The organism is Robbsia andropogonis, assembly GCF_000970345.1.
GTDB classification, from domain to species: domain Bacteria; phylum Pseudomonadota; class Gammaproteobacteria; order Burkholderiales; family Burkholderiaceae; genus Robbsia; species Robbsia andropogonis.
The window spans coordinates 1-527 of the sequence record NZ_LAQU01000245.1; the positions used below are offsets into that span (position 1 = coordinate 1).

Genomic DNA, 527 nt, shown 5'->3' on the forward strand with positions numbered 1-527 from the left:
TTCCATGGCTTGCTTGTCTGATTCCGTAAAGACAGTTTCATAGGACGCTCGGCGCTTCGTCAATCCAGTAATGCTCCCGCGCAGAAGTACGGTAGCCGTGTTGAGCGGACGATCCGTCATCTTATCAGGGCGCCTGAGCCGCCAGAGCGAATGCCGTAGGTCGTCATAGGGACGAGTTTGCATATCGCTATGAGCATCCACATTTGTCTTCCACAAGTCATACCTTACCGTAGCGGAAGATCAGCTTCCCCATCTCCCAGGTATCCTCTGGTTGTCTTAGTTTTTTCGAAGCTTTTGGCAAATCGACGTTCGGTGGGTCCGACCAGCCAAAGGTCGCGAATATCTTGTTTGCCATAGGTAACTGCTTTCTGAATCTCCGGCTAATTCTAAATGCGATAAAAACCGCTGTAGCCTCCCATACAATCCAGGCGGGAAGAAAAGCCTTGAAAAATGGATCCCATCCGTTCGGCATGCCGTTAGACATAGCCATTACCGTTACGAGCAACGTCGCTGCTAATCCACATCCG

1 pseudogene is annotated in these 527 nt (G+C 50.7%); it reads right to left on the reverse strand.

Features of this window, described 5'->3' with window-relative positions:
* Positions 1-217: 217 nt before the first annotated feature.
* Positions 218-527, reverse strand: a pseudogene (locus WM40_RS31995) (putative type VI secretion system effector); the annotation flags it as partial.